This window comes from Luteolibacter sp. AS25, from assembly GCF_046736275.1.
Classification (GTDB): Bacteria; Verrucomicrobiota; Verrucomicrobiia; order Verrucomicrobiales; family Akkermansiaceae; genus Luteolibacter.
Map to the genome: position 1 here is coordinate 3,224,214 of NZ_CP151837.1, position 26,323 is coordinate 3,250,536.

The 26,323-nt window shown below is 53.5% G+C and carries 20 protein-coding genes and 1 tRNA gene; 10 read left to right on the plus strand and 11 right to left on the minus strand.

All coding sequences use genetic code 11. The features are described from left to right. Positions 1–23 precede the first annotated feature (23 nt). From AAGA79_RS14865 to AAGA79_RS14885, 5 genes are read left to right on the plus strand one after another with little or no spacing between them, the layout of a single operon-like run. On the plus strand, positions 24–1,337 hold the full coding sequence (locus tag AAGA79_RS14865; protein WP_411826603.1) for an ABC transporter permease subunit: 1,314 nt from the start codon (positions 24–26) through the stop codon (positions 1,335–1,337). After that, positions 1,334–2,920 carry an ABC transporter permease subunit gene (locus tag AAGA79_RS14870; protein WP_411826604.1) on the plus strand — a complete coding sequence of 529 codons (1,587 nt, stop codon included), beginning with the start codon at positions 1,334–1,336 and terminating at the stop codon, positions 2,918–2,920. The genes AAGA79_RS14865 and AAGA79_RS14870 overlap by 4 nt, the downstream gene beginning before the upstream one ends. Next, positions 2,920–5,085: an ABC transporter substrate-binding protein gene (locus AAGA79_RS14875; RefSeq protein ID WP_411826605.1), complete on the plus strand. Its 2,166-nt coding sequence runs from the start codon at positions 2,920–2,922 to the stop codon at positions 5,083–5,085. Before AAGA79_RS14870 ends, AAGA79_RS14875 begins: the two co-directional genes overlap by 1 nt. Beyond that, positions 5,082–6,062: an ABC transporter ATP-binding protein gene (locus tag AAGA79_RS14880; RefSeq protein WP_411826606.1), complete on the plus strand. Its 981-nt coding sequence runs from the start codon at positions 5,082–5,084 to the stop codon at positions 6,060–6,062. The genes AAGA79_RS14875 and AAGA79_RS14880 overlap by 4 nt, the downstream gene beginning before the upstream one ends. Beyond that, a complete protein-coding gene (locus AAGA79_RS14885; protein ID WP_411826607.1) occupies positions 6,059–7,069 on the plus strand; it encodes an ABC transporter ATP-binding protein in 1,011 nt (336 codons plus the stop codon). The genes AAGA79_RS14880 and AAGA79_RS14885 overlap by 4 nt, the downstream gene beginning before the upstream one ends. Here the strand turns inward: AAGA79_RS14885 and AAGA79_RS14890 are convergent. From AAGA79_RS14890 to AAGA79_RS14900, 3 genes are read right to left on the minus strand one after another with little or no spacing between them, the layout of a single operon-like run. Next, complete coding sequence (locus AAGA79_RS14890; protein ID WP_411826608.1) at positions 7,058–8,095, minus strand: serine hydrolase; 1,038 nt, start codon at positions 8,093–8,095, stop codon at positions 7,058–7,060. The genes AAGA79_RS14885 and AAGA79_RS14890 overlap by 12 nt on opposite strands. Beyond that, the gene (locus tag AAGA79_RS14895) at positions 8,095–9,192 is read right to left on the minus strand and encodes a hypothetical protein (RefSeq protein ID WP_411826609.1); all 1,098 of its coding nucleotides are present in this window, start codon (positions 9,190–9,192) and stop codon (positions 8,095–8,097) included. Before AAGA79_RS14895 ends, AAGA79_RS14890 begins: the two co-directional genes overlap by 1 nt. Continuing rightward, entirely contained in the window at positions 9,189–10,487 is a 1,299-nt protein-coding gene (locus AAGA79_RS14900) for an APC family permease (RefSeq protein ID WP_411826610.1), read from the minus strand. The genes AAGA79_RS14895 and AAGA79_RS14900 overlap by 4 nt, the downstream gene beginning before the upstream one ends. A gap of 196 nt (positions 10,488–10,683) precedes the next feature. On the opposite strand from AAGA79_RS14900, the gene AAGA79_RS14905 reads away from it, so the two are divergent. The 3 genes from AAGA79_RS14905 to AAGA79_RS14915 all read left to right on the plus strand — a co-directional run bounded on the left by AAGA79_RS14905 (position 10,684) and on the right by AAGA79_RS14915 (position 14,365). Then, complete coding sequence (locus tag AAGA79_RS14905) at positions 10,684–12,630, plus strand: alpha-amylase family glycosyl hydrolase (protein ID WP_411826611.1); 1,947 nt, start codon at positions 10,684–10,686, stop codon at positions 12,628–12,630. A gap of 95 nt (positions 12,631–12,725) precedes the next feature. Continuing rightward, complete coding sequence (purE, locus tag AAGA79_RS14910) at positions 12,726–13,211, plus strand: 5-(carboxyamino)imidazole ribonucleotide mutase (protein WP_411826612.1); 486 nt, start codon at positions 12,726–12,728, stop codon at positions 13,209–13,211. A gap of 11 nt (positions 13,212–13,222) precedes the next feature. Next, complete coding sequence (locus AAGA79_RS14915; protein WP_411826613.1) at positions 13,223–14,365, plus strand: 5-(carboxyamino)imidazole ribonucleotide synthase; 1,143 nt, start codon at positions 13,223–13,225, stop codon at positions 14,363–14,365. Positions 14,366–14,963: 598 nt separating this feature from the next. Here the strand turns inward: AAGA79_RS14915 and gyrA are convergent. The 3 genes from gyrA to AAGA79_RS14930 form a co-directional block, all read right to left on the minus strand. After that, positions 14,964–17,573 carry a DNA gyrase subunit A gene (gene gyrA / locus AAGA79_RS14920; RefSeq protein WP_411826614.1) on the minus strand — a complete coding sequence of 870 codons (2,610 nt, stop codon included), beginning with the start codon at positions 17,571–17,573 and terminating at the stop codon, positions 14,964–14,966. A 34-nt stretch (positions 17,574–17,607) separates the two neighbouring features. Next, positions 17,608–20,154: a DNA topoisomerase (ATP-hydrolyzing) subunit B gene (gyrB, locus tag AAGA79_RS14925; protein WP_411826615.1), complete on the minus strand. Its 2,547-nt coding sequence runs from the start codon at positions 20,152–20,154 to the stop codon at positions 17,608–17,610. 107 nt (positions 20,155–20,261) lie between these two features. Beyond that, the gene (locus tag AAGA79_RS14930) at positions 20,262–20,636 is read right to left on the minus strand and encodes a hypothetical protein (RefSeq protein ID WP_411826616.1); all 375 of its coding nucleotides are present in this window, start codon (positions 20,634–20,636) and stop codon (positions 20,262–20,264) included. Positions 20,637–20,809: 173 nt separating this feature from the next. Here AAGA79_RS14930 and AAGA79_RS14935 point away from each other — a divergent pair. Further along, a tRNA-Val gene (locus tag AAGA79_RS14935) sits at positions 20,810–20,884 on the plus strand. A gap of 16 nt (positions 20,885–20,900) precedes the next feature. Here AAGA79_RS14935 and AAGA79_RS14940 read toward each other — a convergent pair. The 3 genes from AAGA79_RS14940 to AAGA79_RS14950 are packed head-to-tail and all read right to left on the minus strand — an operon-like array spanning position 20,901 to position 24,259. Then, on the minus strand, positions 20,901–23,051 hold the full coding sequence (locus AAGA79_RS14940) for a hypothetical protein (protein WP_411826617.1): 2,151 nt from the start codon (positions 23,049–23,051) through the stop codon (positions 20,901–20,903). Positions 23,052–23,063: 12 nt separating this feature from the next. Further along, entirely contained in the window at positions 23,064–23,591 is a 528-nt protein-coding gene (locus AAGA79_RS14945) for a type II secretion system protein J (RefSeq protein WP_411826618.1), read from the minus strand. Continuing rightward, the gene (locus AAGA79_RS14950; protein WP_411826619.1) at positions 23,588–24,259 is read right to left on the minus strand and encodes a hypothetical protein; all 672 of its coding nucleotides are present in this window, start codon (positions 24,257–24,259) and stop codon (positions 23,588–23,590) included. Before AAGA79_RS14950 ends, AAGA79_RS14945 begins: the two co-directional genes overlap by 4 nt. A 78-nt stretch (positions 24,260–24,337) precedes the next feature. Here AAGA79_RS14950 and AAGA79_RS14955 point away from each other — a divergent pair, with 78 nt between their 5' ends. Further along, positions 24,338–24,706, plus strand: a complete 369-nt coding sequence (locus AAGA79_RS14955; RefSeq protein WP_411826620.1) for a hypothetical protein — start codon at positions 24,338–24,340, stop codon at positions 24,704–24,706. 2 nt (positions 24,707–24,708) lie between these two features. Here the strand turns inward: AAGA79_RS14955 and AAGA79_RS14960 are convergent, their stop codons facing one another. Beyond that, positions 24,709–25,752 (minus strand): hypothetical protein, encoded by a 1,044-nt coding sequence (locus tag AAGA79_RS14960; protein ID WP_411826621.1) that lies wholly within the window; start codon positions 25,750–25,752, stop codon positions 24,709–24,711. Beyond that, positions 25,749–26,303 carry a hypothetical protein gene (locus tag AAGA79_RS14965; RefSeq protein WP_411826622.1) on the minus strand — a complete coding sequence of 185 codons (555 nt, stop codon included), beginning with the start codon at positions 26,301–26,303 and terminating at the stop codon, positions 25,749–25,751. The genes AAGA79_RS14960 and AAGA79_RS14965 overlap by 4 nt, the downstream gene beginning before the upstream one ends. Positions 26,304–26,323: the final 20 nt, after the last annotated feature.

A 26,323-nucleotide genomic window follows, 5' to 3' on the forward strand; every position in this document is an offset into this window, starting at 1 on the left:
ATTTCCTACGAAGACTGTTGTTAATGTTACCGACCCTATTGGGGGTCACCTTTCTCGTCTTCGGGATCACGAGGTTTGTACCTGGTGGGCCGATGGACAGAATGCTGCAGCAGGCGGCCGGAGATGCTGATAGCGGCGGAGGGAAAAGGGCCTCAAACGAGGCATCCGGAGGACTTAGCGAAGATCAGTTGGAGGAACTCGAGGAACAGTTCGGCCTGGATAAGTCCATGCCTGTTGCCTACCTCCAATGGCTGGGAGCGGCCCCGCGCGAGGTGAGAATTTCCAAAGGCGAATTCGGTGCTCGGGATGATTCCACCATCGGTGGTGGCGAGGTTGATCCGGAAAATGCCGCCAGTTTCGTCCTGAAAGGCGATGGGAGACTGGTGAAGGTGAAGAAGAAGGGAAACGGGATTATCTCCGCGAAATTCAAAGAGAGCGGCGAAGACATTGAAGCAGATGGCTGGAGCCTGCGCTTTGAGAGCGAAACAGACCGGCAGGATAGATTCAAACGCCGAAATCCCGGCGATCCGAACCTTCCATCATACTCTCCGCGTGTGGTTGCGTTCAAAACAAGGTTCAGCGGAGTTCTACAGGGGGATCTCGGACGTTCAACGGTTTACAACGATCCGGTCTGGTCAATGATCGCGGACCGGGTCCCCGTGGCGGCATATTTCGGATTGCTGACTGCATTTTTCACCTACGCGGTGAGTCTTCCGCTGGGTGTTCTCAAAGCACTGAAGCACCGGACATTTATCGATAGTTTCACCTCGGTGCTGATTTTCATCGGCTACTCGATTCCCGGATTTGCGCTTGGAGCTCTGCTTTTGGTTTACCTCGGTGCCCGGATGAGTCTTTTCCCGCTCTTTGGCTTCACCAGTCCGGATTTTCCGGAAATGTCTCCGGGGGAGAAAATCTTCGATCTCGCCCATCACACATTCCTGCCTTTGCTCTGCTACCTGGTGGGTTCCTTCGCCATGCTGACGATGCTGACGAAAAACAATCTGATGGATCAGCTTTCAGCCGATTATGTGCGGACCGCTGTCGCCAAGGGCGTGGGTTTCCGCAAGGCGGTGTTCGGCCATGCGTTCAGAAACTCGATGATTCCCGTCGCCACCAGTGCGGGAAGCCTGATCGGCATTTTCATCAGTGGCTCGATTTTGGTGGAAACGGTCTTTGATATCCAGGGATTCGGCCTACTGCAGTATCAGGCGGTGATCGCACGCGATGTCCCTGTTCTGATGGGCACGCTGACGATTGCTGCATTTCTCATGCTTCTGGGGAATATCATCTCGGACTTCATCGTCGCTCTTGTGGACCCCCGGATTAAATTCAAATGAACAAACGCACGATAGGACTATTCCTGCTCCTTCTCGGGTGCCTCGCCGGATTCGGCGAAGCGCGTGGCATCGATTTCCCGACTGCACGCTGGTTCTTCGAAACCAGCAGGGACGTTACCCTTTTGAATTACAAACTCCCCGGGGGTGAAACGTTCCTTTGGTTTGGCTGGTTGAGCTCCGCGATCCTAGTTTTCGGAGGATTATCGCTGCTCGTCCGCTCATTCACCGGCGGGCCGCCGAATCCTGTGACCATGCGGCGCATCAAGCGCTTCAAGGATATCAAGCGTGGGTATTACTCCCTCATCATTTTAATGGGCTTGGTCGGTTTGGCCGCACTCGATCAGGTCATCGTGGGAAAAGAAGCCCTTGCAGTGAAATACGAGAATAAGTGGAGTTTCCCTGCCTTCACTCCCGAGCCGTTCAAGGGATCTGATTTCGGAATCATTGGCGAGCGGAAGGACGCGCCCGTGAATTACCGGAAGCTGAAACTCGACTGGAAAGGCGATGATTCAGCCAAGGGAAAAGTAGTCATGCCTCTGATCCCCTTCGGCGCTACAGATGACACGCTGAAGCCACGTTCCCGGCAACTGGTCCAACGCGAGGGCATCTACTATGAATCCGGCAGCAACAAACCATACTATGGTCTGGCGGTGAAATATTTCGACATGGAGGACGGGAAATTCCATCTCAGGTATACTCTACGGAAAGGACGCTTCAGCGGAGCGGTCGATGGCTGGGACGAGGAAGGAGAGAGAATCTACAGCGCCGAGTATCTCAAAGGCGAAAAAATCGGCGAAAAATTCAACGGCGAGGGTGATTCCGAGGATTTCCTGGCGATCGAGAGTAGCGAGCTGCGCGCGGTGAAATATCATCCGGCCCCGCCGATGCCGGAAGAGGGAAATTTCCTGGGAACCACCTCCCAGGGATACGATGTTCTGGCGTATCTCTACGGTGGTTTGCAGATCAATTTCAAAGCAGCCTTGATCTTCCTCCCCATTGTCTACGCCATCGGGATCACCCTCGGCATGCTAATGGGCTATCTTGGAGGTTGGTTCGATCTCATATTCGACCGCTTGATCGAGGTATTTTCCAACATGCCCTTCCTCTTTGTCGTGATCATTTTCTCAAGTCAGGTGCCGGAGCAGTTCAAAGGCCTGCCGGTGATCCTCGCTATTCTGATGATCTTCGGCTGGATGGGGATCACTTCCCTCATGCGGACCGCCGCTTATCGGGACAAGGAACGCGATTACATAGCCGCAGCCCGGGTTCTCGGAGCGGGCACCCCAAGGATCATTTTCCGTCATTTGCTGCCGAATACGATTGCGATCATCGTGACCCTCGTGCCGTTCACGATGTCTTCCCTGATTTTTTCCCTTACTTCTCTCGACTACCTGGGCTTCGGCCTGCCGCCGGAAAATGCGACGTGGGGCCGCCTGCTCAACGATGGACTGTCCAACCTCTCCGCCCCGTGGCTGGTATCCTCCACCTTCTTCGTGCTGGTAGCCCTGCTGGTGCTCATCACCTTCATTGGCGAGGCCGTGCGCGAGGCTTTTGACCCGAAAAAATTCAGTTACTACCGTTGATGCGATTTCCCCTATATAGATTTTTCCCAATTCTGATCTCAGCGCTCCTCCTTGGTGGCTGCGAGAGGGAGGAAGATGTGGTGAAAAGGACATCGGGCTTCGATGACTTCATCCCACGCTATAATTCCTACATCTCGAAATGGCTCGGTGAGCAACAGAAAGCCACCCGGGAGGAAATTGCACAGGCGGAAAAAGATATATCCTCCTCGGAAGGAGAAGAAAAAGAGGCATACGAGCGCCATTTGATTGCGCTGAAACGTGAAGAGGAAAAATACGATTTCCGCATCGGTCTTGGCGACTATTTCCGATTCGGGGACGTTTCCGAAATCCCTGAAAATCTTGTCTGGGAAAATGGGATGGATCAGGAGGAAATAGGCGATCCGAGAGCTAAGAAGGGAGGCACATTCAGCATCGATATGCGCTCTTTCCCGCCGACACTCCGCCCTTTCGGAGACAACTCGAACAATAGCTTCCGTAGCGCTCTCTACGATGAAATCGATTTGCCACTCGTAGCGCTCCATCCGAAATCGATGGAAATGATCCCGGGTCTGGCAGAGGAGTGGGCGACCTCCGAAGACGGACGCACGGTCTACTTCAGGATCAATGAGGAAGCACGCTACTCCGATGGAGTGCCGGTAAAAGCCCGCGATTTCCTCTATGGATCCTACATCAGGATTTCCGATGACATCGTGAATCCGTATGCGAAGCAATACTACCGCGAGAATATCGCGGGGATGGTAGCCTACGATGAACACACCCTTTCGATTTCATTGCCTGAGGCACAAATCTACGCACCTGCCTCCGCAGGCGGGATCACCCCTTCCCCACCACATTTCTACAAGGATTACGGCCCGGATTTCACAGAACGCTACCAGTGGAAATTCCCTCCGACCACGGGTGCCTACAAGGTAAACGAGGAGGACGTGATCAAGGGAGTATCGGTCACCCAGACACGAGTGAAGGACTGGTGGGCGAAGGATAAGAAATACTACAAATACCGCTTCAATCCGGATCGAATCCGACACGTGGTTGTGAGGGATGAGTCGAAAGCGTTCGAACTTTTCCGCGCCGGGGAGCTGGATTTCTTCTACATCACCAGCCCGGAATATTGGTATGAAAAATCAGAAATGAAGCCGGTTTTCGATGGCTATATCGAGCGCTATACCTTCTACAACCAGTATCCCGCACTTCCCCGCGGTTTTTATATCAACGTCACCCGCCCCCTGCTGAACGAGCACGATATCCGTGTGGGAATCCAGCACTCGATGAACTGGCAAAAGGTAATCGATGTCATTTTCCGCGGAGATTACCAGCGGCTTGATGCCTTCAACCAAGGCTACCTTCTGTTCAGCGACCCGACTATACGGGCACGAAAATTCTCCATTTCATCTGCTCGTAAAGCCTTCCGGGACGCGGGTTTCACGAAAACGGGTCGGGATGGTATTCTCCGCCGCAGCGATGGAACCAAACTCTCTGTTTCCGTGACCTATCCTGCGATTCCGATTCTCGACCGTATGTTCGCGATCCTGAAGGAAGAGGCCAAGTCCTGCGGGTTTGAGCTTCGGCTGGATTCCTCGGAGGCCACAGTTTCCTACAAGAAGGTCATGCAGAAGCAGCATGACATGTCCTTCGGCGCCTACGTGACAGGCCCGCCCACTCCTGATTTCTACCAGTTCCTGCACTCTTCCAATGCCAGGGACGAGCGCGGAAACCTGAAAATGCAGACAAACAATCTCTTTGCCTGGGGCCGGGAGGATACGGATCTGCTTTCTGAAAAAGTCCGTTTCGCCCGGACAGAGGAAGAGCTGCGCAGCGCGGCCATCAAACTGCAGAATATTATCCACGATGAGGCGATTTTCATCCCATCCTACACTGCTGAATTTGTGCGGGTAGGGAATTGGCGCTGGATGCGCTGGCCTGATTCCGAGGAAACGAGATTCTGCCCGCCAATCGTCTATGAGCCGTTGGAGGCCTTCGTCCACTGGATCGATGAGGATATCAAAGAGGAAACGATGGAAGCGAAACGCAGCGGAGAAACCTTCGATGAGGTGAACGTAATTTTCGATGACTACCGCTACCCTACATCCGATCAGGCACCCGAGCCCGACGAAGAAGTGGAAATTATCGAACCCGTGGAAGAAGCGATTGAAGGAGGTGAGCAGTGAGTGACAAATATCTTCTGGAGGTTGATCGCCTGATCACCTCTTTCGAAACCGAAAATGGACTGCTCCGTGCGGTCGATCAGGTTTCGCTGAAAATTCCATACGGGAAAACCGTGGGAGTCGTAGGCGAGTCCGGTTGTGGAAAAAGTGTTACCGCGATGTCCATCGTTCGGCTACTTCCGCAGCCTTCGGGAAAAATTCTGGGAGGAGAAATACACTTCAAGGGAGAAGACCTGCTTCATGCCTCGGACAAACGCATGCGGCAGGTCCGTGGTGCGGAAATCGGAGTTATTTTTCAGGAGCCGATGTCCGCCCTCAACCCGGTGCACCGCGTGGGCAGGCAGGTGGCGGAAGTTTTCCGGCTTCATAAGAAGATGAGCAAAAAGGATGCCTGGGATGCGGCCACCGAGATGCTCGGCCTGCTCAGGATTCCCGCACCGGAAAAGCGCATGATGGATTATCCCCACCACCTTTCCGGCGGGATGCGCCAGCGCGTGGTCATCGCACTGGCACTCGCATGCCGGCCGGATCTTGTCATCGCTGATGAACCGACGACCGCGCTCGATGTGACCGTGCAGGCGCAGATTCTGGATCTGCTGGGAAATTTCCAGAAAGACATGGGCATGTCGGTAATGTTGATCACCCATGATCTAGGGGTCATTGCAGAATCCTGCGATGAAGTCGTGGTAATGTATGCCGGCCGTGTGGTGGAAAGCGCCCCTGTGGAGGAGCTTTTCGAAAATCCGCTCCACGCCTACACCAAGGCATTGCTCAACTCGATCCCGACCCTCGATACCCCGCCGAAATCGAGGCTCAACACCATTCCCGGCACCGTGGCCGGCCTCGGCGATCACACACATGGTTGCCGCTTCTGCCAACGCATGGGCAGAACTTCACCGGTGACAAGGGAGCGGCCCAAATTCAAAGAAGTGCAGCCGGGCCACTGGCTGGAAATCTGTAAGGAATGTTCCAATCTATGAGTGATCAACCACTGCTGCGGGCCAATGATCTCCGCGTCCATTTTCCTGTGCGGAGCGGATTGCTTCTGCGCCAGACTGCCGCTGTGAAGGCGGTGGATGGCATCTCTCTGGAACTAAATGCCGGCCAAACCCTCGGCTTGGTCGGAGAATCGGGTTGCGGAAAATCCACGTTGGGGAAAGCACTTGTGCGTCTCATCGAACCTACTTCCGGGACCATCGAATTCGAAGGAAGGGATATCAGCCACATCGGCCAGCGGGCGCTACGCCCTCTCCGCAGGGATTTCCAAATGATTTTTCAGGATCCGGCTGAGTCGCTGGACGCACGCATGAGCGTCCGCACCCTCATTGAGGAGCCCTACCGTATCCACAAACTTGGAAACCGTGCCGAGCGGAAAAAATGGGTGAACGAGCTTCTCGACACCGTCGGACTTTCCGCCGCCTCGGCGGATCGCTACTCATTTGAATTTTCCGGGGGTCAGCGGCAGCGGATCGGTATCGCCCGCGCGCTCGCGTTGAAGCCAAAATGGCTGGTATGTGATGAGCCCGTCTCCGCTCTGGATGTTTCCGTGCAAAGCCAGATCCTCAACCTGCTGGTGGATCTTCAGAAAGAGTTCAATCTCTCCTATTTATTTATCGCCCACGATCTTTCCGTGGTGAAACACATCAGCGACCGGGTTGCGGTGATGTATCTCGGCAAAATCGTCGAATTGGCGGACTCGGAAACAATCTATCGAAATCCGAAACACGCCTACACAAAGGCATTGCTCTCCGCTGTTCCAGTGGCGAATCCGAAGGTGAAGCGCGAAAAAATCCTTCTGGAGGGAGACGTTCCCTCTCCGATTGATCCGCCGGCCGGTAGTGCCTTCGGCCACCGCATCAGCCACCCCAGATATGAGGAGACCATCGGGATGGATCTGGGCCTTAAGGAAATTTCACCCGATCACTGGGTAACAGCAGATCCGTGCTGTCTGGAGCCGGAGGATTGGGAAAGAATTTCAGAGTCCTGACAAAAAGCGGGTATCGCTCCAGCTGTGGGACGGCCCAAGGCGTGCGATCATTTTTCCACCACTTGGCCAGATGTAGATTCTGCGGCCGCTGGAGCCGATGAGAGCATTGAAATCAGAGGGCTGCTTCCGGGAAAGACATGCCCGTGCCCAGAATGAGGATGGCAAGGGGCGGTTCAGGTGATCTTCCACATCGATTTCCATCGCGTTCGCCTTCGATGCATTAATATTCCGCCACAGCCCACCGCCGAACATGGGATTCACCGATGAGGTTCGGGTCATTCGCTCGAATTTTTCTGCGGTGAAGCCGTTTGAATTTTTCCCGGAAAGGAGATCGGAGATCAGCTCACCGAGGCGGCCGAACTCGCTGGAGCTGAGCTCGGTGCCGGTGGAGAAATACGGGATATCCTGTTTGTCCGACCTCCAGTTCCCTGTGTTCAGCCGTAAGGGACTCATGACAGATTTCGTCATAAAACCCTGCAAAGTATCATTTCTGGCCACGAGTTTGCGGCGCATTAGCTCGGCAAGGGCTTCCCAATGGCCGGGACCGTAGCGGAAAACTGTTCCCGGAGTATTCACGCAGCTCAGCGAGACAGCCGCCTTTCCCTTGTCGCGCGGATGATTGCTGTAAAGAGCCGTGCCTCCAGCATCCAGCCCGGATACTTGCTGAAGAAGCATGAGAACGGTGATTTTCCCTTTTCCTGAATCACCACGCCATTCGGAAATGGTATCCGCAACAAGCTCGGATGGGGAAAGCCAACCGTCATCGGCCGCTTTCGTGGCAGCCAGTGCGGCGAGGGATTTCGTAATGCTGTAAGCAGTACCGCGTGTATTCGGATTGGACGAAACAACCATGCGCCCTTCCTGCCATGCGGCCCAGCCCAGTGTGCCGTTCCGTACGATGGCAGTTTTCAGATAATCCTGATCCTGGCTGCTCCAACTTCCGGAAGACGAATCGGCGGCGCATCCCGCAAGCCCGGATGCGGTCGAAAGACCGGCTAGCTTCAGGAAATCACGCCGCGTTTTCATTATCTTCTAACCGCTACTGTTAGGTTGGCAGCGTAGGATTTCATCTCATACCCGGAACCGAATGTGAGCGGAGGACGCGGGCCGGCAGCCTGATACGCGGCGCGTAACTCCGGCTGGGCGTGCTTGCTGAAAAACTCGATAGGCTGGTAATAGCTACCGAAGAGATTCATCTCCCACTGTGACTGATCGAATGAGGCATAAGGGATACCGGAGTCATCCTGAACCACTGCTTTGCAGTTCGAGAGCACCCAGTTCTTTGCAGAGCTGAACGAAGAATCATGCATGAGGTAGGAAGCTGCCTTGAAATAGGCCACGGATCCGGAGCCCACGGAGGAAAGCCAGTTCTGGTAACCACCGCTGAACCCGCCATTGGAGAGATCTCCCGAAACATAGATTGCGGTTTTCCGTCCGAGGCCGGGAAGTGTGAAATTGATTTCCACGGCCGGATTTCCGCCGGCGCTGAAGGATTGCACACTGTTTACCTGTGCATCCATGAGTCCAAGCGAGGTAAGCAGCACGGGTGTTACACCCTGCAGTGGTCCGTTTGTGAGATCGGATTTCATGTCCTTCGTGATGAAGTAGCCGTGGAGCAACTGGGTGGACACGGATTTCGCGTGGGTTTCCAGGGCCGAGAGAACGGCACTTGGTTCCGTGTATTCGAGATCAGGTAGATTTCCGACAGGCTCCAGTCCGAGAAGGACATAGCGCGAGGCATTCGGGAACATCGCCATCGCGTAGAGGAGGTCCGGCCCGCCAAACGGATAGACAACAGTTCTTGGAGTGCCGGTCAGGGGCTTGAGGTACTGGGACTGCCATGCGATCTGCTTTGAAACGCGGGGTGAAGCGTATGTTTTCCAGCGCCAGAGATTCACCCGGGAAAATTCCTTATACTGGCTGGTTGCCTGGAGACGGGAGAGCTTGGCACCACTTGCCACCGGCCGGCCGGCTAGAAATCTGGTCGTATCGGTCGGGCGGGCCTCACCGCTGACTATGACGAAGGGTTCGGGAAGCGGATTTCCAGCGGCATCAACCCTTGGCTTGGGTTGTGGAGCGCAGGTGGCGAGGAATAGTGGAGCCAGGAATAGCAGGTATTTCATTTTGAGGACCATTGTGTAGGAAACCAGAGAAGGGCGCAGATGATAGCTGTGGCAAAACCCGAGATCGCGGAAATCGGCTCAGCCACAAACATTCGTATGATGACGAAACCTGTGAAAGCTACGAAAATCAAGGCAGGAACGAGTTCTAGAGCTGAAATTTTCTTTCCTCTTAATTTCAGGATAAACAACCCGAATACGGCGAGAAATGTGCAGAGGGCCAGACCTGTCTGGGTGTAGTTGATCAGTGCCTCGAAATCTCCGGCAATTACCAGAGCGATCGCAAGGGCCACCTGGAATCCCAATGAGCGGAGAGGCACCCGCTCACCTGATGCAAAAAAGCGCAGAGCATGGACATCGCGCCCCATGGTGGCCAACACACGCGGACCAGCCCATAGCAGCGCACTCACGGAAGCGAATAACCCCATGGCAAATAATCCGGAAACCATCCGACCGGCCTGATCGCCGAAAAGGGAGGCAGCAGCCACATGAGCGATCTCCTGCTGACCGGTGAGCTCAGCAACGGGCGCTGCGAGTAGGAAAGCGGCATTCAAACCTATGTATAGAAGTGTAACAAGAAGTGTGCCTCCGACCAGCGAGCGCCTGACGGTTTTTCCCGGCTCATTCCATTCCTCCAATCCGTAGACCGCAGCATTCCAGCCACTGTAGGCATAGAAAACGAAGAAAATGGCCGTCGCGAACGCCGGCTTGCCGATCTGCGCCAAGTCCTCGGCGAGATCCACCTCCCAGCGAATATCCCCCTTCCCTGGCAGGACAATCACTGAAACAAGAAACAGAAAGATCAAAAGCAGCTTCAGGGAAGTGCTGAAGAGTTGTACCCGGCCGCTGGTTCTGGCGCTGATACCGTGAGCTAGCCCACCGATCAAAATAACCGCTACCGCCGCACCACGGGCTGGGATTTCCGGCCAGGCTTTCGATAGATATCCACCCATGGCCAATGCGGTGATCGCGGTAGGGACTGCGAAACCGACAATCGCGGAGAGTAAACCCGCCATGAAGCCCAGGGATGGATGAAATGTCTGGCTGAGGAAATGGTATTCTCCTCCCGAACGTGGCAGTAACCCGGCCAAAGTGGCGTAGGAAAGCGCACCGCAGAGGGAAATGATCCCGCCGGCCAACCACAGGAACATGATTGGGGGGGCGGAATTGAAATCAAGAAGCTGAAAACCGAGGGAAATAAAAACTCCGGTGCCTATCATGTTCGCCACGACCAGTGAAGTCGCCGCTGGTGTTCCCAGGCTTTTGGCTGGAGCTGCTTTATTTGGGGAGCCTGACATGTGGTATACTCTTATTTTCCGGACAGCCGGAAAGATGTCCCTTCATTGGGATTATGCGAGCAATTCGTTCACTGATTATCATCTTTGCGGGCGGTTTTGTTACAAATCCATTGATCGATTGCGCTTGGGCGGTTTGTTGGCATAGTCGTTGCGACATAGTTCACGCAGAATTGCTTCCCCGATTGTCCGTTTTTACATGATTACCTACAACGAATCCACACCCACCGCCCGCGAAGCCAGACTTACGCTAGCAAGGTTGCTGCCGCGTCTTCACAAAGCATTTCCTGAAGAAGTGGGCACCGCGGAGTGGGAAGCCTTCCAGGCAAGACTGGATGATCATTTTCCGCAGCTATTCGATCTTCTATGGAGGATCTATGGCCCCAGTTACGATTTCTTTTTCCATGTGGAGCATACCTTGCAGACAGCTGCCACCTCTTGGCTGGCACGCGATGCCGATCTGAAAAGCCTTGATGCGATCCGCGAAGGCCAGCCCCACTGGTATCAATCCAACCAACTCGTTGGAGCGATGACCTACGTCGATCTTTTCTCCGAAGATCTGGAAGGGCTGCGTGACAAGGTCTCCTACCTCAAGGAGATGGGAGTGACCTACCTTCACCTGATGCCGCTATTTAAAAGCCCCGAAGGTGACGACGACGGTGGATATGCAATCAGCAGCTATCGCGAGCTGGATCCGAAGATCGGCACGATGGAGAATCTTAGCGAGTTCGCCCGCGAAGCCCGCCAGCAAGGGATGAGCCTGGTGCTCGATTTCGTTTTCAACCACACCTCCGATGAGCACCAGTGGGCCAAGGAAGCCCAGAGCGGGAATCCGGAATTTGAGAACTATTACCGGATGTATCCGAACCGCACGGAGCCGGATCAATTCGAACAAACACTCCGCCCGATTTTTCCGGACGCGCACCCCGGTTCCTTCACCTACCGGACATCCATGGGTAAATGGATCTGGACCACGTTCAATAACTTCCAGTGGGATCTGAACTACGCCAATCCGGATGTCTTCAACGCGATGGCTGGCGAGATGCTTTTCCTGGCTAATGCCGGGGTGGAAATGGTCCGCATGGATGCCGTTCCGTTTTTGTGGAAGGAAAAAGGAACCTCCTGCGAGAACCTGGAGAAGGCCCACCTTCTGATCCAGGCCTTCAACTGCATCGCACGCATCGCCGCGCCCGCCCTTATTTTCAAATCCGAGGCGATCGTCGCACCGGATGAGATCAAAAAATATGTATCGGAGCAGGAATGCCACCTTTCCTATAATCCACCGCTGATGGTTCAGCTTTGGAATTCCATCGCCACACGCGACTCGCGGATTATTTCACACTGCCTTCCAAAGCGTTTCCAGCTGCCACACGGTTGCTCATGGGTGAACTATGTGCGCTGCCACGATGACATTGGCTGGGGCTTCGAGGACCGGGATCTTTGGGAAATCAACGTGAACCCTCACGATCACCGCGGTTTCCTCAATTCATTCTTCTCCGGTGAGGGAGACAGCTTTGCCCGCGGGAAAAGATTCCAGTTCAATCCACAGACAGGCGATGCGCGGATTTGCGGAACCACCGCCTCCCTCTGCGGCCTCGAAAAAGGAATCTATGAGAATGACGAGTATCAGATCGAGATGGCCATCCGCCGTATTCTGCTGCTCCACGGAATCATTTTCACCATGGGCGGCATTCCGCTGATCTATCTGGGAGACGAAATAGGCCTCACCAACGATTATGAATACCCGAACGATATAGGAAAAGCCGGCGACGACCGCTGGATGCACCGCCCTCCGTTCGACTGGGAAAAGGCAGAACGCAGGAAAGATCCCGAAACCATTGAGGGACGCATCTTCAACGGCTTCCTCAAGCTTTCCCAAATCCGGAAGCACAATCAGGCATTTCAGGAGACCCATACAGAATTTATCGATACGGAAAACCCTCACGTCTTCGGCTACTTCAGGAGCTACGGCGGACAGAGCGTCTTGTGCCTGGCCAATTTCTCGGAAGAGGTCCAGGACCTTTCCGCAACCCGCCTCCGCCAGCTCGGCATGCGTAAAACCTTCACCGATATCGTGGCAGGAAAAAGCATTGTCGCGGCCCAGGTCCTCACCCTCGAGCCACTCCAGTTTGCTGCACTGATGTAGATTTTCGCCGATTTCCGGGCCGCTCGTGTCTCAGTAAAAGGCAATTGCAGCCTGATATTGACGCGAAGGCCGGTGAAAGGCAGTCTCCCCCCCTCATGAGTGTAGGAATCATAATGGGTAGCACGTCGGATTGGCCGACAATGGAACACGCAGCACGGGTGCTGAAAGATTTTGGTGTGGAATATCACGCGGAAGTCGTCAGCGCACACCGGACACCGGAGCGGCTGGTGGAGTTTGCAAAGGGAGCCAAGGGAAATGGACTGAAGTGCATCATCGCGGGCGCAGGTGGCGCAGCTCACTTGCCGGGGATGGTAGCCGCACTCACGGAAATCCCGGTGCTGGGCGTCCCTGTGGAATCCAAGGTTTTGAAAGGAGTGGACTCGCTCCTATCCATAGTCCAGATGCCAGCCGGAATCCCGACAGCCACTTTCGCCATCGGCAAAGCCGGCTCCACCAACGCAGGCCTCTTCGCCGTGGCAATGCTTGCGGTGACTGATGAAAAGCTCGCGGAAAAGCTTTCTGATTTCCGCAAAAAACAGACTGAGAAAGTCTCCAAGGCAGTTCTGCCTGAATTGGACTAAATAAAAAACTAATGTCAGCCTCGGTATTTTTCCCCCTGGATAAGCAGCAAGTCGTCGGTGTCATCGGCGGCGGCCAACTCGGACGTATGCTTGCTCTTGCCGCACGGCGGATGGGCGTGCGCTCCGTAATATGGACAGGAGGCCTGGAAGCACCTGCGGTGGAAGTCGCCGACGAGGTAATCGACCTGCCTTTCGACAGTGCGGAAGCAATGGAGCAGTTTTGCAAGATCGCCACGGTGGCAACGGTGGAATTTGAAAACATCCCGCTCGAGACACTGCAAGGTGTGAAAAAGAAGATCGGTCTCTACCCTTCTCCCCACGCCATCGGAATCTGCCAAAACCGCGAGCGTGAGAAGAATTTCCTCAGGGAAAACAATATCCCTTGCACGAATTTCTGGGTAATCGAGACCGAGGCCGATCTCGAAGCTGCCATGAATGAGCTCAATGGCCCCGGCGTTCTGAAAACCGCCGCCTTCGGCTATGATGGCAAGGGTCAGCTCAAAATCGAAGGCTGCGAAAACCCGGCCGAGGTCTGGGAAAAATTCGAAAAGCAACGCGCTGTCCTTGAAGCCTGGGTTCCGTTTGAGAAAGAAATCTCCGTCATGGTCGTCCGTGACTCCTCCGGGGCTATGAAAACCTACGATCCTGCAGAAAACAGGCACCGCAACCATATCCTGGACGTTTCCATCGTTCCGGCGACTGTCTCCGGGGAAACTAGCGAAGCCGCGCGAACCATCGCAAAGCAGGTCGCTGAAGCTCTTGATTACCAAGGCATTATCGGCGTGGAGTTTTTCGTAAATCACGATGGCTCGCTGGTCGTAAACGAAATGGCACCAAGGCCGCACAATTCGGGTCACCACACTCTGGATGCCTGTGCTACTTCCCAGTTCGAGCAGCAGCTCCGCGTCGCACTTGGCCTACCGCTTGGCTCCACCAGGCTGAATTCACCGTGCGTGATGCTGAACCTTTTGGGAGATTTCTGGAAAAGTGAAACAGAGCCACCGGACTGGACCGACCTATTGTCCACTGAAGGTGCCGTGCTCCATCTCTACGGAAAGCGCCGGGCTAAAGGCATGCGCAAGATGGGACATACAACCATCGTAGGTGAGGGCGCGATCGAGAAAGCGGAATCCCTCAAAAGAAATTGGCTGTAGGACAAATACGTCCTCCATCTTTTTCATGGCTCAGCTATCCCAATTCTGACGGACCTTCCTCCGCTCTGCGCGGTGATCGATCTGACGAAGTTGCTTGGGGCTGAGTTTATCCTTCCGGCTCATCCGCGGTTTATCATAATGACCGGCCATGACGCAGCCTAGAGTCTGTGGATTTCCGCGATAACTTTCGCCAAGCCGGGTTCGCCGATTTGACGCTTCACTTCAGCCGCTTTTTTCTACGCGATTGGAGTTTCACTGAGATCTAGGACACCCGAGAACCAACGGACATTGATTCCTTCAGTGCTTTCTTTCTATAGAAAGCTCGCGGTCTTCCTTAGGTCAGAAATTTCGATCAAGACAGTTCGCGACGTGTTTCGCCCGGCTCCGTGTGGAGCGAAGGAGAGAAGTTATTCAATTATCCGCACCTAGCACCAGCAGGATGGGCTCCGCCATATGCAGTGGGACGAGTCCGAGTTTAGGTGCCCTGCCTCATCTTTCCGCGCCGGCGTCGTATCCTTTCCATGGCAGAAAAGTTCACCGCGCTTCCAGACGAAGCGGTAGGAACTTTCCGCCTATGGATCGAAAGTAAACGATCAACCTAGTCGATATTCTCTTCGCTAATGGATTCAACATCCACTACTTCGGCAGTATCATCTGCTTCCGCGTCCTCTCCGTCGGGAATGACGAGTGAGATATCCTGGAGCTTTTCACCTGTTTTCAAGGTAAGAAGTTTTACACCCTGGGCATTGCGGCCGGTGGTGCGAACTTCGGATACCCGAATACGAATCGACTGGCCGGTGGAGGTCATGAGCATTAGCTCGTGATCTTCGGTGACGGTGAGAGCACCGACGAGTGGGCCGGTCTTCTCGGTAACCTTCATGGTGATGATTCCTTTTCCACCACGTGACTGTGTGCGGTATTCCTCGAAGGCGGTGCGCTTCCCGAGGCCGTTTTCAGAGGCAACGAGGAGAGTGCAATCCTCGGTAACTTTCGCGAGGCCAACCACGTAGTCGCCTTCGACAGGGCGGATACCCATCACGCCCTGCGAGGAGCGGCCAAGCGGACGGGTGTCTTGCTCGGAGAAGCGGAGACTGATTCCCTCATGGGTAACGAGGATGATATTGTCATCACCGGAGGTGAGTGCGCTGCCGATGAGCTCGTTGCCTTCCTCTAGGATAATGGCAATGGTCCCGGCCTTGCGGTAGTTGCGGAAATCATTGAGGGCTGTTTTTTTCACTTTGCCGGTGCGTGTGGCAAAGAAGACATACCCGGCATCCTCACGGAAGGTGACGTCGTTTCCATCATCATCGACGGAGCGCTCAAGGCGAAGCATCGCGGCGATCTTTTCGTCCGGTTGGAGATCCAGGACGTTTTTGATGCTGCGTCCGACAGAGGTTCGGGAACCTTCCGGTAATTCGTAAACGCGCTCAACATAGAGACGTCCGGTATTCGTGAAGAAAAGGAGGTAATCGTGCGCCTGCACGGAGAAGAGATGCTCAACGAAGTCATTTTCAACGTCCTTTGCGGTCGCTTTCGTTTCCATCCCCTTGAGGCCTTTTCCGCCACGACCTTGCAGTCTGTATTCGGTGGCCGGAGTGCGCTTGATATAACCGCGGTGGGAAAGTGTGACGATCATCGCGTCATTGGCGATGAGGTCTTCCATCGCGACTTCACCTACAGCTGCCACAATCGGGCATTTCCGCGGAGAAGCGTATTTCGCTTTGATTGCCTGAAGTTCATCTTTGATGATGTTCAGGACGCGCTCTTCACGAGCCAGAATGTCCATGTAGTCGGTAATTTCAACGAGAACACCGTCGTATTCACCCTTTACCTTATCACGCTCCAGACCGGTAAGCTGGTAGAGGCGAAGCTCGAGAATCGCGTTTACCTGGCGCTCGGAGAACACATACTCATCCCCTTGGATCGCTGCCTGGGAGCGAAGCAAAATACCAAGGCCTTCTGCGGTAGCGGTGGAAAATTTATATGCGGCGAGACGTTGGCGTGCTTCGTCGCGGTTTTTGGAATCACGGATGATTTTGATAAAATCGTCCAAGTGGCCGAGAGCTAGTAGATAAGCCTCCAGTAGTTCGGCGCGCTCCTCGGCTTTTCCAAGCAGGTAGCGGGTGCGGCGGATTACAACTTCGCGGCGGTGCTCGATGTAGCAATCGATCGCCTCTTTCAGAGAAAGCTGCTTCGGGCGCTTTTCGTGAATCGCGAGCATGTTGACGCTGAAAGATGTTTCAAGCGCGGTGAGTTTGAAGAGCTGGTTGACGACCACCTGTGGGCGGGCATCGCGTTTCAGCTCGATCTCGATGCGGGTTTCCTCATCGGAAAGGTCCCGCATTCCGGAAATTCCGGTGAGCGTTTTTTCATTCACCAGTTCCGCGATGCGGGTCTGGAGGACAGCGCGGTTTACGCCGTATGGAACCTCACGGATGATGATCATGGATTTGCCATTCTCATTTTCCTCGATTTCCACCTTACCCCGGAGGCGCATGGAGCCGCGACCTGTCTGGAAGTAATCCTCAATACCGCGGATGCCGCGGATTTCACAGGCTACAGGAAAGTCAGGGCCTTTGATGTATTCCATCAGCCCTACCAGGTCGATCTGTGGATTATTTATCTGAGCGCAAATACCATCGATCACTTCGCCCAAATTGTGAGGCGCGAGGTTGGTAGCCATACCAACGGCAATACCGGTGCCACCGTTCACGAGGAAATTCGGGAACGCTGAAGGCATGACGGAAGGCTCTTGGAGAGTGCCGTCGTAGTTGGGAACGAAATCGACCGTGTTCTTATCGAGGTCATCCATCATCGCCATTCCGAGCGGATGGAGACGAGCCTCGGTGTAACGCATGGAGGCCGCGGCATCACCTTCAACGGAACCGAAGTTACCCTGCGCATCGACGATCAATTCCCGCATGGACCAAGGCTGGCCCATGTTTACAAGCGTGGAGTAGATGGAGGAGTCACCGTGGGGGTGATAGTTACCCATGGTTTCACCGACGATTTTCGCACACTTTACGTGGGATTTGGTCGGTGTAACGCCTAGCTGGCGCATGGCATAGAGAACCCTGCGCTGTGAAGGTTTCAGGCCATCACGAACATCCGGAAGCGCCCGGGAAATGATGACGGACATCGAATATTCCAGGAACGACTGGGATAATTCGTCGGCGACGTTGATGGGTTTGATGGAATCGTTACTCATTACTGAAATTGAGATCTAAGGCTAGAAAAGTTGATTAAACGTCCAGGTTGCGGACGTTGAGTGCGTTATCTTCGATGAAGCGTTTGCGGGGCTCCACAACATCGCCCATGAGGACGTCGAACATTTTATCGGCTTCCACCGCATTATCTTCATCCAGGCGGACACGGAGGAATTGCCGTGTCTCAGGATCCATGGTGGTCGCAAACAGCTGCTTCGCGTTCATTTCCCCAAGTCCTTTGAATCGCTTGATCTGAACGCCTTTGGCGGAAATTTCGAGGACCTTGCTGAGAATTTCGGATACCGCGAAGATCGGGGTAGCCAATGCCTTGTCGCCCTCTCCTTCGATAAGCTCGAAGATCGGCTCGTCCATTGAGTAGAACTTTTTGGTATCGACTCCGAGTTCCTCGAGACGAGCGAAAATCTTCTGGATCGCGTGGGATTCGTGCAGCTCATGGAGAACAGCGCGACGCGAAGGGCCAGTGAGATTTGCGATTTCCTCCTCGCTCAGCTGCTCATCGAAGAGAGCCAAATCGCGGTTCGCGGAAGCGAAGATGGACAGGGTGGTCTCGTCTGTGAAGTAGCTGACGGATTCGTTGTTTCCCTCGCGGATACGAACCATATAACCCGGAAGCTTTCCGCTCTCCGGTCGGGCTGCGAGAAATTCTTCGAAATTACCGCCGTTTCCTTGGATGGACCTCTGGAAACGTGAGAGAGAGGAGAGAGATTCGAGGATCGATTTCAGCTCGTCCGCATCATAGTCGCGGGATTTATCGAATGTCTGTAGTTTCACTTCACCTGCACCGAGCTCGATGAGGATTGCGTTGAGCTCCTGATCATCCTGAACGTATTCCGAGCGTTTCTTCCGGGTAACAAGGTAAAGCGGAGGTTGCGCGATATAGAGGAAACCTTTTTTCACGAGCTCTGGCATGTGTCGACAGAAGAACGTCAGGAGAAGGGTGCGGATGTGGGAGCCGTCCACGTCGGCATCGGTCATGATGACAATCTTGTGGTAGCGGACCTTCTCGATGTTGAATGCGCCGTCCTGATCCCCTTCACCAATACCTGCTCCGATCGCGGTGATCATGGACTGGATCTCTTTGTTCTGAAGGGCCCTGTGAAGACGGGCCTTCTCGACGTTGATCACTTTTCCGCGGAGCGGGAGGATCGCCTGCGTTCTACGATCCCTGCCTTGTTTGGCAGAGCCACCGGCGGAGTCGCCCTCCACAATGTAGAGTTCGGACTTCGAAGGATCGCGCTCTGAGCAATCCGCGAGTTTTCCTGGAAGACCACCGCCGGAAAGTGCGGATTTACGGACAGTTTCGCGGGCTTTGCGTGCGGCTTCGCGCGCTCGGGCAGCATTAACGGATTTCTCGATGATCTTACGGGCTAAAGCCGGGTTTTCCTCGAAATAAGTATTTAAACCTTCGTAGACGATGGAGGATACCACGCCTTCGATCTCAGAGTTGACGAGCTTGCCCTTGGTTTGTGAGGAAAAGCGCGGACTCGGCATTTTCACGGAAATAACACAAACGAGACCTTCTCGAACATCGTCACCGGAGAGCGCAGGATCCTTGTCCTTGAGGATTTTGTTGGTTTTCGCGTAGGCGTTGATCGCCCGTGTGAGCGCTGTGCGGAAACCGGTAAGGTGGGTGCCGCCGTCGGCGTTGGGAATGCTATTTGCGAAGCAGAGAATCTGATCCTTGTATGAATCATTGTATTGGAAAACGACATCCGCAAAGACATCCTCCTTCGTCTGCTTGCCATCGTAATCAAGATCGATCTCGCGCTTGCCATCAATAACGACAGGAGATTCGTGAACTACATTTTTGTTTTCACAGAGCTGGGCGACGAATTCCACGATCCCGTCCTGATAAAAGAAAGTGGTCTTTTTCGCAGATTCCGGTCGCTCATCCTCGAGCTCGATGGTGAGACCGGGGTTAAGGAAGGCCAACTCACGGAGGCGGCTAGCGAGACGATCGAATTGGAATTCAATAGTATCAACAAAGATGGTTGCGTCCGGGAAGAAGGTGATGGCGGTTCCGGATTTCTTCGGATCGGCATCTCCTACGATATGGAGTTGCTCAGTGGTCTTACCGCGCTCGAAGGCGATGCGGTGCACATGGCCACCGCGGGTGATATCAGCCCGGAACCAATCGGAGAGTGCGTTAACGCACTTCGCGCCAACGCCGTGAAGACCACCCGAGTATTTATAGGCGCCCTGCCCGAATTTACCGCCGGCGTGTAGATTTGTAAGTACCAACTCCACGGCCGGCATGCCGAATTTAGGGTGCATATCCACCGGGATTCCGCGGCCATTGTCAGAAACAGAGATGGAGCCATCTATGTGGATGGCGATTTTGATTTTCGAGCAATAGCCGGCAAGGTGCTCATCAATGGAGTTATCCAACACCTCGAAAACGCAGTGGTGGAGGCCTCTTTCATCAGGATCTCCGATATACATCCCAGGGCGCTTGCGTACCGCATCAAGGCCTTCGAGTTTATCGATCTGTCCTGCGTTGTATTCCTGTTCGCTGCCGACTTGGGTTTGGGCTTTTTCCGGCTCCTTTGGGATCTCTGACATATGACTCCGTTAGGGTCTGAAATCCATGAAGGGTAAACAAGGACTTAATCACCGCAAAATTTGGTTTCAGCACCCCCATTCACAATGGATCAAGATTCCTTCGGGAACTATTTCGCCATCCACTGATTCATGTAAACAGTGACGAATAGAATCACAGCCACTACAGCGAGGGTGATGGCCAAAATTTTCAACGTGCCATGCAGCTCCCGCTTTTCATTGTAATCGTGATCCAAAAAGCCATCGGCGGACAGTCTACCCTTCCGGATTGGCTTGTCCGAAGTCTTGCGCCTCTGGGATGGAATATTCGCGTTCAGGGCCATATATCCTGAAGGAACTTCCCGGAACGCGGATGAATCAATCCACATGTTGCACTTCGGACATGGTCCGCTGAGACCTGCATTCGAACCCTGGACTATCAGCGCAGTCCCGCAACCTTCACAAACGAAGCGCGTGGTTTCAGTAGTGGATGGGGAGTCTGCCACAGGTCAAAGCTACTTTGCATGACTTCGATTTAACAAGAATAAAGCCATAGAGAAAGGGAGCTGAGGCTCCCGAGAAATAGATAATAGCGGGAAAATTTCAATAAAATGCATTCCAGATGAAATAAGGACTTGATCTTAGGTGGCTTGGGCGGATACCAATTCGGTCCACCAGCGCATGAGTAGCTCAGCGGTAGAGCAACCCGTTTACACCGGGTCGGTCGGCGGTTCGATCCCGTCCTCATGTACCACCTTCCTTCTAGGTGGTTACTCGAACTCCTTGCGCATCTCCTCAAGGACAACCAACCAATTCATCATTGTGATTGGCGGAAGTTCAGCAGGATGACTTATTTGCGAGAGATTGATAGATATCCTATTAGCAGTCATTTCCGTGCCGGTAACGCCGGTGGCATCAAGTGGACGCACTGGAGTTTCAGCATCTTCCATAGCCACTGATCCTACCTGTCCCGATAGCTCCACTGAGAATGGATCGTATTCGACACCGTAGCGCTTCTCTGGAGAGAACAGGGAGCACGGGGGATAAAAGCTGCCGGAGGGCGGGACATACCCGGTAGGAGGCGTAGCCTCGACGACGTTGAAGTCATCCCCGATGTATAGGCGAAGGTTTGTGACCAATGAGAAGCCCTTAGTGAAGTCAGTCAGGTCCGCGCATTCCTGAAGAATCACACCGTAGTCGTTGTCAGTACACGGGATGGAAGGTTCTATCAGATTTGTGCTATTCGTATAGTCGACATTGATCGCAATAGAATTGTTTATGCTGAGGTCATCGGCTCCCAGCGACTCCAGCAGTTCCTTTAGCCTTTCCGGATAGATCGCGATGCACTTTTGGCCGGATGGAAGATATTTCATTTCAAACGGTGAGACCGGACGCCAGTATCCGTATTTGAATGTTCCTGGAATGGGATCTCCAAACACCGTATTATCAAAGAGAATGGTCCCGGTGACCGAGGACATGAAATAGTATTTACCATTTGCTCCATAGGCTACGTCTACGGCCTCATTGAAGGTGTGGGACTCATGCTCACGGGCCACCTGCGTGAAACCGCCCCAGATATCGGTGGCTACACCGGACTCCAGGCCAACGGTTTCACTTTCACGAATACCATTCTTGAGATAAGTGAATTCGAGTTCCGTTGGCGTGGAATCGGAAGCGCTTACACATTCCTTGATATCCAGAGTCATCGCACACTGGAGAGCTCCCACCGAATAATCGTTCCAAGTGGTTGGGGATAGAGTAGCTGACTCCGTTATGTGCGCATAGCGGTCAAAGAATCCAGCTCCTCTATTGATGGGTATAAACGCCGCTTTTCCGCTCTCGGATGCTTGGGAAATCGGGAAAAACTCACCTTCCGTGAGTCGGTAATTCTCCCTTATTCCGGGAGCAAACGGGCTACTTCCGAAATTCTGACCGCTGATGGTAGAGCTATTGGAGAGCTCGGTTCCCCGCCTGGTAGCGAGGGTCCCTAGCTCCAGATCACCTTCGACCTGAGCTTTCCCGGCAAAAATATTACCGGCAATCGTAACATTCTGCCATTCATCTCCATTCGCGTGCTGTCCTAATGCCATAAAGGAACTCGCTGAAATGGGGAGCTGGGAGGGGATCTCATATATCGATAAGACGAACTCCCGTTGATAAGCTGAAATTCCTGTTTGGCTTTCATCATTCCCCGAGAGATCCATTTTGAATGCCCACCAGTTCCGCTTTGCTACAAAATCAGTCCCGGGGGTTACGTAACCGAAATTGATATTAGGATAAGGAATGAGATTAAATTGGGGGTAATCGGCGACAGGCAAACCGACTTTTCCGCTGGCCAGACTTCCATAATATTTTTCGGAGGTGATCAGCGGGTAGAGATCGTCGCTTGCGAGTGCATTGTCTGAATTGAGAGGGGGCGGGAAATCCGAATCCGGAAAGGCACTTTCAAAATTCCGGTTCAAGCCGGCCGTTGCCATACCGGTGTTCGTAAATTTCGAACTGAACATCCTTCCGATTGAGCTGAGGTTGGAGTCAGTAGCATTTGCCACAATTGCATCCGCCCCTCCGATACTCTCCAAAAGTGTTGAATCCACAGATTGTCTTGAGTTCGAAATTTCCAGAGCGCCATCATATATGTTGCGCATGGAGAAGGCATTCCTTGCGTGCCGTGACTCACTACTCGAGCCGTCGCCCATCGCTCCGATCGCAGCGTTCGGAGTAAGTGCAACGATCGCGCGGAGAACCGCCTCGTCTTTCTCCCGATAATCCGTGCGGGCCATCGAGTTGGACTGTGCCTCATGGACATTCATCGCCCGCTCATAAGCGAAGATCATGAAGGTCAGCATGAAGATGGATATAGTCAGCACTCCGATCAGGGTGGTCCATCCTGCTGGATACTTTCTTTTAAAACTAATTTTCATTGGTAGGGGGGATCATTCCATGGAGCCGGAAAAGAAAAGCTCTTCTCCAGCCGGGCCGGTTATTTTTGTTCTCAGAATTCCATTTTCGACAAAGAAGGAGACATCTGTGGGTCTCGTGGAAATCGCCCATTGCGGATCAGCAAGAACGCCGGACTCCGGGACGACGTAATAATAGAGAGCAGACCCGGCCCCAACATCTTCGAAGGAGAGTATCCCCGCACGAACAGTTCCATCCGGGAGGCGAAAATTCAGGACGAGAACAGGAGAATCAGTGAGACTCGGGTTATTTCCGCTCAGTGCCTCCGCAAGAGACGAATGTAGGCGGAACCTATCCGCTTGTGAAACAAGCTTCGACACGTTCGCACTAATAATAGGCGCCTCTTCGTTGATGAAGCTCTGCGCCTGGAAAATTCTTACGAACGCGATCTGCTGATTTAGCATTGCGAGCAGAATACTGCCGATTGTCACGCCGACAGCCATGGCAAGGGTGAGCTCCAGTAGGGTAAAGCCCTTTCGAATCGCTTTTTTGTAACCTTTCATTGCGAGCGGACCACGGTTCTGGACTTCACGTAGGTCCGTTGTGCGATGGAGTAGCGTAGGATGCTCTGGGTCACCCAGATCTTCATAGCCGCGGGGTTTGACGCTGACGTCCCGGTTCCCCCATCGACCGGATAATTGTTCGAATCGGCCATCCTGGTTCTCGTGATCTCTCCCGTTACCGCCACACCGCCCGGTAGGGTGCCTATCTCCACAGTTTCCGTGGCGGTATCCGGATAGAGTGGCCATGGGGAATCATCGGCAAGAATGTCCTCGAAAGGCATCCGTTGCGCATACGCACGCTCATACGTCAGGTAGGAATCCGTGAGGACCTGCTGGAGCGCATACTGCCTGGGAAATACAACGTTTAGCGATAGTTTCAGCAAAAGGAGGCCTACAATACTGAGAATCGACATCGCCAGAGTGGCCTCGACCAGCGCGAAACCCGATCCTACAAGTGATCGTTGCTTGCGGAAAAGAGAAGCTCGGGAAAAGGTAGTCGCGTGAGACTCCCCGGATGCATCGATAAATTCAGATACGTTGTTTTCCTGACTTTTATCGGCCTGTGGCTTGGCCTTGCGCCACTTCCCGCGCAAGTGATCATTCAGCCTCCCTTCGGATTGCGTTGGGGAGACACCCCTGAGAAGCTGATCTCCTGGTCCAGCAAACATTCGCTGGATCTTAATATTTTTTCTCCCGGCGATCAACCGTCCCTGCGGGTGGTAACGGTAAAGGCCAGAAGTGGAAATTTGCCCGGCTCCTTCTCTTCCGCCGTCGAGGGGAAGTTCCTCAATGGAGGACTCTTCGAGATGACCGTCCACTACACTGATCCCGGAGCTACGGCCCTGGAGATGGAAGAGAGGTTTGAGAAACTTCGGACGAATCTGACCACCGAATACGGTACATTTCGGCCGAACCAACAGCAGAAGACTGTCGACGACGGGTTTGTGACTATGACTCAGTCGTTTCATAAGGAACCTATTAGGGGGGTGCTCCTGTTAATTGCTTGGACGGAAGTGGAAGACCGCTTGAGAAAGGACAGAAAAGCCCGCTTCTCGCTGATTTACAGAAATGATAATTTCAGGGATGAATTAAGGAAAAGAGTTGGTGAAAATTAAGCCTAATCAATTGTGGTAACCGAGCCGTTGACAGAGATGGTCCGGTCTACAGTAAAGGAGACATAATCAAGACGATCAATCCCGAACGGCGTGGATGTTAACAGCTCGATGGTCCATGTGCCATCCCCCGTAATCACGTCATCCCAACCGTCGACCGTGATTGTTCGGTTCTGGGGGACGGATTCATTGACGATGATCGCAGATCCGGGAAGAACAACACCTTCTGTGCCCAACTCCTCATCCCCCGCGTATGCCTGGATGTAAACTTGGGAGTCCGGATAAATATCGTTTACCGCTATCGTAATCGTAGGCGCGCTGAATTTGATGGTTTGCCCATCGGTGATTCCGGAAATCGTTCCATCTGCGACTGGCCAGATCTGAACAAACAAGGAATCAAGATGCGACTCGGGGGACTGGTAGTCTTCGATTGAATATACTGAAAATCTCTCTTCGCCACGGATCTTGCTCAAATCTGAGCCAGGGATGGAGCTCACGAGATAACTCAAAGTGTATTCTCCGTTATTCTCGATATAGCCCTGCCCGATAAGGGACGCCTGTGTCCTATCCACTCCGGATCCATCGCCGCCGACACCGTAGGATTGAACATGGTGGAGAACTTTTACCTTTTTGGAAGCGTCAGGGTCATCTTCGCCATCAAGCAGACCATACATGGTGATTTCCACGTTGAACGGCCTGTCCGCCCGAGTCCTCGGTACGGTTTCATAGGGGTCCTCCGTTCGGATCGCAACCTCTGCCACGGGCGTGTAGGCGCTAACGTATTTGGTATCCAAAAGAAAGCCTTCGAAGGGATCCGAACGCACAGTATGAAGCTCGAAGCGCGCACCCCCGGGGTTGATTTCCAGCGGGGAAGAATCCTGACCGGAAGCCTCTACCTCCACATTCCAGACAGTGCCTTCCGATCCATCATATGGAAGTTGAACCTGACGGACAAAGTTTTGAAAATTATCTCCGGAGTTCTGGGCCAGAGCAGTAGATGTTATCGCCAGTAGTACTGAACAGATACGTTTATTGGTGATATGGCTCATGGTTCTGTGCTTTCGGGGGTTTCTTCCTCCTGCACCTTTAGCTCCAGTAGCGAGATGGGGCTGGCGGAGTAAGTGGCAATGATCAGATTTTGGTTTTTCTTGAGGTTTTCCGACACTTCCTCAGCGATGGGCTCCTTCCCTTCAGCCTGAATCCGGGAGACCTCCACAGGTGTGATCCACGCCCGATTCAGCCTATAGAACTCGAACCATCCCACGATCCGGTTGCCCGGCACATGATTATTTATACGGTCCGCATAGATTTCGGGAATCCGCATGATCGCCTTCTTCGGCACGAGCGTTGTCAATCCGCCGAAGGAAAGTACATCCGAGGATGAGATAATATCCTGAGGCCTATTCTTTACGGATGGGTCTTCTCCTTCGGAAGGAAGAAGAGTTTTCATCGGGTTGTGGCTATTGCTTACCTTAAGCTTTTTGGCAATTTGAACGTGCGTTTCAGCATCCCTGTATACCGGCTTTTTCGACTCTCCTTGCACGAAGGTAGCCAATGCGAGGCACGTGCTGAGAATTATAGTTGAAAGGGGGTGTTTCATTAGATTGGGGGATCAAATTG

What these genes read in the sequence shown, in the direction of transcription:
- gyrB (WP_411826615.1), bottom strand. Translation starts at nt 20,154, where the DNA reads ATGTCAGAGATCCCAAAGGAGCCGGAAAAAGCCCAAACCCAAGTCGGC.
- AAGA79_RS14950 (WP_411826619.1), bottom strand. Translation starts at nt 24,259, where the DNA reads ATGTTTGCTGGACCAGGAGATCAGCTTCTCAGGGGTGTCTCCCCAACG.
- AAGA79_RS14865 (WP_411826603.1), top strand. Translation starts at nt 24, where the DNA reads ATGTTACCGACCCTATTGGGGGTCACCTTTCTCGTCTTCGGGATCACG.
- AAGA79_RS14895 (WP_411826609.1), bottom strand. Translation starts at nt 9,192, where the DNA reads ATGAAATACCTGCTATTCCTGGCTCCACTATTCCTCGCCACCTGCGCT.
- AAGA79_RS14965 (WP_411826622.1), bottom strand. Translation starts at nt 26,303, where the DNA reads ATGAAACACCCCCTTTCAACTATAATTCTCAGCACGTGCCTCGCATTG.
- AAGA79_RS14870 (WP_411826604.1), top strand. Translation starts at nt 1,334, where the DNA reads ATGAACAAACGCACGATAGGACTATTCCTGCTCCTTCTCGGGTGCCTC.
- AAGA79_RS14905 (WP_411826611.1), top strand. Translation starts at nt 10,684, where the DNA reads ATGATTACCTACAACGAATCCACACCCACCGCCCGCGAAGCCAGACTT.
- AAGA79_RS14875 (WP_411826605.1), top strand. Translation starts at nt 2,920, where the DNA reads ATGCGATTTCCCCTATATAGATTTTTCCCAATTCTGATCTCAGCGCTC.
- AAGA79_RS14945 (WP_411826618.1), bottom strand. Translation starts at nt 23,591, where the DNA reads ATGAAAGGTTACAAAAAAGCGATTCGAAAGGGCTTTACCCTACTGGAG.
- gyrA (WP_411826614.1), bottom strand. Translation starts at nt 17,573, where the DNA reads ATGAGTAACGATTCCATCAAACCCATCAACGTCGCCGACGAATTATCC.
- AAGA79_RS14890 (WP_411826608.1), bottom strand. Translation starts at nt 8,095, where the DNA reads ATGAAAACGCGGCGTGATTTCCTGAAGCTAGCCGGTCTTTCGACCGCA.
- AAGA79_RS14900 (WP_411826610.1), bottom strand. Translation starts at nt 10,487, where the DNA reads ATGTCAGGCTCCCCAAATAAAGCAGCTCCAGCCAAAAGCCTGGGAACA.
- AAGA79_RS14885 (WP_411826607.1), top strand. Translation starts at nt 6,059, where the DNA reads ATGAGTGATCAACCACTGCTGCGGGCCAATGATCTCCGCGTCCATTTT.
- AAGA79_RS14915 (WP_411826613.1), top strand. Translation starts at nt 13,223, where the DNA reads ATGTCAGCCTCGGTATTTTTCCCCCTGGATAAGCAGCAAGTCGTCGGT.
- AAGA79_RS14960 (WP_411826621.1), bottom strand. Translation starts at nt 25,752, where the DNA reads ATGAGCCATATCACCAATAAACGTATCTGTTCAGTACTACTGGCGATA.
- purE (WP_411826612.1), top strand. Translation starts at nt 12,726, where the DNA reads ATGAGTGTAGGAATCATAATGGGTAGCACGTCGGATTGGCCGACAATG.
- AAGA79_RS14940 (WP_411826617.1), bottom strand. Translation starts at nt 23,051, where the DNA reads ATGAAAATTAGTTTTAAAAGAAAGTATCCAGCAGGATGGACCACCCTG.